The organism is Janibacter sp. CoH_79_TC_3 (assembly GCF_058197955.1).
In genome coordinates this window covers 1-3,749 of record NZ_JBXWIV010000040.1, presented here as the reverse complement: position 1 = coordinate 3,749, position 3,749 = coordinate 1, and the positions used below count along the sequence as shown (strand labels likewise).

At 40.3% G+C, this 3,749-nt stretch carries 2 protein-coding genes and 1 pseudogene; 2 read left to right on the top strand and 1 reads right to left on the bottom strand.

Features of this window, described 5'->3' with window-relative positions; translation table 11 throughout:
* Window positions 1-81: pseudogene (locus tag AC2FA3_RS14915) on the top strand (IS1595 family transposase); the annotation flags it as partial.
* 74 nt (window positions 82-155) lie between these two features.
* Window positions 156-902: a hypothetical protein gene (locus AC2FA3_RS14910; RefSeq protein ID WP_173240501.1), complete on the top strand. Its 747-nt coding sequence runs from the start codon at window positions 156-158 to the stop codon at window positions 900-902.
* A gap of 139 nt (window positions 903-1,041) precedes the next feature.
* On the opposite strand, the gene AC2FA3_RS14905 is transcribed toward AC2FA3_RS14910, so the two are convergent.
* Window positions 1,042-3,749: Ig-like domain-containing protein (locus tag AC2FA3_RS14905; protein ID WP_490510264.1), on the bottom strand; the 2,708-nt coding region annotated here is incomplete at its 5' end.

Genomic DNA, 3,749 nt, shown 5'->3' with positions numbered 1-3,749 from the left:
TGTGAGTGGCGTTTTAATCACAGTGACCCAAAGTCGCAATTACTACAATTAAAACAATGGGTTAAACAGGGTTTGAACTAGTTATCTAGGACAGCCCCTTATTTAATATAAACTGCCTATTAAATCCCTATTTTTGACGTATGGATCATAACCTTATGACTCAACTCTTACCACCCTCTAATCGCCTAAAAAAATCAAAAGACCGATCATCAATAGCTATTATACTGGCAGTGTCAATTCATGTTTTGGTTGCAGTGGTCATCTATTTTACGGTCTTTAATGATAAAAAATCATCAACAGAAGAACCACTACTTAATAACAATGGCTTAATATCAGCTTCTGTTATAGAAGAGAACGAGCTAACACCATTAGATAGTGAAAAAGACATGGCTACCCAATCCAGTGACCTGCAAAAGGATGGGACGAATACTGCTGACATTAATATGACCGCCAATACTGAAAAAAACTTAGCAGATAAGAATGTGGTCACCACTCAAAAGACAAAGTCCATTGTTCAAAACGAAGGACAAAAAGATAGCAGTGCCTCAATTGAGCAAGCATCAAGACTTAATGCTAACAACAATCTAAAACCCAATACCGATTTAGTCCTCGATACTCAACAAGAGCCGCCTGAGTATACCCTTAAACAGACTAAAGAATATCAACAATTAGATGCTGACATCGATAAGGATGCTGATCAACTTTCTAAACTCATCGGCGAAGTTAAAAAATACAATCAAAGCCAGATACAACAGTATCAAACAGACACACCTTCCAATAAGAGTGCAACGGCAACGCCTTCAGTAAAATATGACTATCCTATAACTCCTATAACATCTCCGCCTTCCTCATCTGCAAATAAAAATCAGACGATACCTGAGTCATCAGAAAGTGATAGATAACCGCTATACTTAAACTATTGTCATAACTTATTAATCAAAAAGCCACAACAAGTTATGGCTTTTTGAATGACGATAGCTGTATTTGTTAGTTGGTATAAGATGCGCTATAGCAGCCGCATCTCATCCTTATTGAATACTACTAAATAACATTATCAATGATATCAGTTTGGATGTATAACTGCGCTATACTACCGGCGTCTTGGTACAGATCATAACCTGCTTGATCAGAAGTACCAGACTTAGTCATACCAGATACATTGACGGTATCAACGCTATCACCTTTGATAAATAACTGATTATTACCATCAGTCATACTAATAACATCACTCAAGTTTAGATTTAGTGTTTGAGCAGTATTATTCGTCAAATCAAGAGTTTCAAAGTTAGTAACGTTATTCATATCATTGCTAGCAATAATACTCGTGTCGGTAATCACTAAGGTGTCATTCTCTTGACTACCGTCTAAGTTTGTGCCGCCATCAATAGAAACATCATTTTTATCAAATACTATAGTATCGCTACCCTCGCCGCCTAGCAAAGTATCTGCACCGCTCAGACCAACTAAAGTATCATTTCCTGCACCGCCGTTCAATGTTTCCGCTTGGTTTGTACCTAATAAGTAATCATTATTATCAGTGCCACGTGGAGCAAGATTATCTATTGAGTTAGGATTTTGAGGCGTTGCATACTCATTATAGTTCAGTGTCACTGTTGAGGTGGCCGTATCACCATCAGCATCTTTATATGTAAAGGAGAACACATCAATATCATCTTGACCAGGCGACACAATCTCTGAGATATTTTTAGCTGCACTGAATTTATAACTACCATTGGCATAACCAACAAACACACCATAGTCTGTTTTGAACTCATAGTTAGTCATATCACTATCTGTATCCATAATGGCTATTCCATTAGCACCAGTGGTCGATGTGCCTGACCAGACAATACCAGTGCCAGTCGGGTTAGTGTAATCAACAGCATCTGCACCCACCGCTACTTGTCCTGCAATCACAACGTTATCGGCTAATTCAGGCAATGGATTTAACGGCGTTAGCTTACCAATGACGTCATAAGTATTTTCCTTACCTTCTTCACTGTTTACCACAAAGGTACCTTCATCGTCCAATGCTGGATCGTAAGAACCATTAATTTTAGTTTGATAAGCTTTCAGGAACGTTTTGTTTCTATCAGAGTCAACAGCTGCATTTGGATCTTTATTTACAAGCTCCAAATCAAGCTTATATTGCTGACCAGCAATCGTTATAACTCGGGATGCATTCGGTATGATGATGAAGTCACTAGCCACAAAGGTAGCATCATATTCTGCTGAAGTTAAACCATAAAACTCAGCCGTATTACCATTGGGAGTTTCATTATGCTTAAGCAAATAATCAACTGAAATTGGCTCAGAATTGCCATTCACATCAATTGTAAAGTCGACGTTAAGATTCGTCTCAATCAACGTACCGCCATCTCCATAGATACTAAAGTTGATATGTGAAAAATTACCTAAATCAATATCAGTCTCGAACTTAACTCCTTGACCAGCACCTTGATAGTTGGTATTTTCATAAGTGGTATACCCTGCAGGAGGAGTCGTTCCTGCTGGTCTACCCCAATAAATACCCTCATCCAAAGAGTCTACATAAGTGTTACCATCACCTGCTTGGTACGTAGCATCTTGCTCAGCAGACAATATTCCAATTGTACCGCCATAGTTCCGTGATTCAACAGTGGTTCCTGTGCTACCAGCAGCGACATTATCTGCATCAGCAATCAAATAGCCTGCACGTGTTGGTCGAGTGAACAATGTCTCATCGAAACCTGTTTGTAAGCCATTGATAGTGATGGTCTCTTGCTGAACATCAATATTCCAAACCACAGGTTGAGGTAAAGGAGAGTCGTCTTCAACTATCACTAGTAACTCATCAGATTTAGCTAATGACTCAGTGGCAGTAGCATTTTCAAAGACTTCGATACCAAAACTAACAGGTAATACACCTTCAGTATTGTCACCTAGTATGTGGTCTACAGGCGCACCTAATACCACATCATATCCAAACTGATAACCATCAGTTATGGCTTCTTTATTACCATTTAAACTTATAGTCAGAACATTCTGAACTTGAGGAGCACCAGCACTGTCTGTATAGGTATATTCACCAACAATATTACCTGTCGCCGAATCAATACGGAAATCTACTGGATTGCCTTGGCTAGTAATGTTCTGTACAGCAGTTGGTAGGACAAAGTTGACCACCGAATTTGACAAATCTGTATCAGTATCAGTTACTCTAATCCAATTATTATCAGTATCCGTTGCTGAATCAGTGGTATCTAAAGTTGAATCTGGATTGGTATCTGGATTACCTCCAGCCAAACCTTCTTCAGAAACACGGGCAGGCGACGATACTGAGATGTTAGTTGGTTGATCGTAATCGATGGTGACAGTCGCTTCATTCGAGGTCTTACCTGTAAGGTCATCAACGGTATAGCTGATTGGCGTTGGATCACCTGTGAAGCCTGTCTCTGGGGTAAAGGTGATGTCACCAGTGGTTGGATTAACTGTCCAAACGCCTTCGCCTGATACGTCAACCGATTTGCCATCAGCAGCAATGGTGCTACCTGCTGGTGACACAGTGATCATGACAGTGGTCGGATCTAGGTCGCCTTCAGCATCGGTGTCATTGCCAACCACAGCCACAGTCACAGGAGAACCTACTAAACCTGTTTCGAGGTCATCGACAGCAACTGGCGCGGTTGAACGGTCATCACCTACCGTAGGATCAGTAGGATCTACAGGATCAGTGCCGTTAGTGGTGCCATCATCATAAATAGTGGTGG

What these genes read in the sequence shown, in the direction of transcription:
- AC2FA3_RS14910 (WP_173240501.1), top strand. Translation starts at nt 156, where the DNA reads ATGACTCAACTCTTACCACCCTCTAATCGCCTAAAAAAATCAAAAGAC.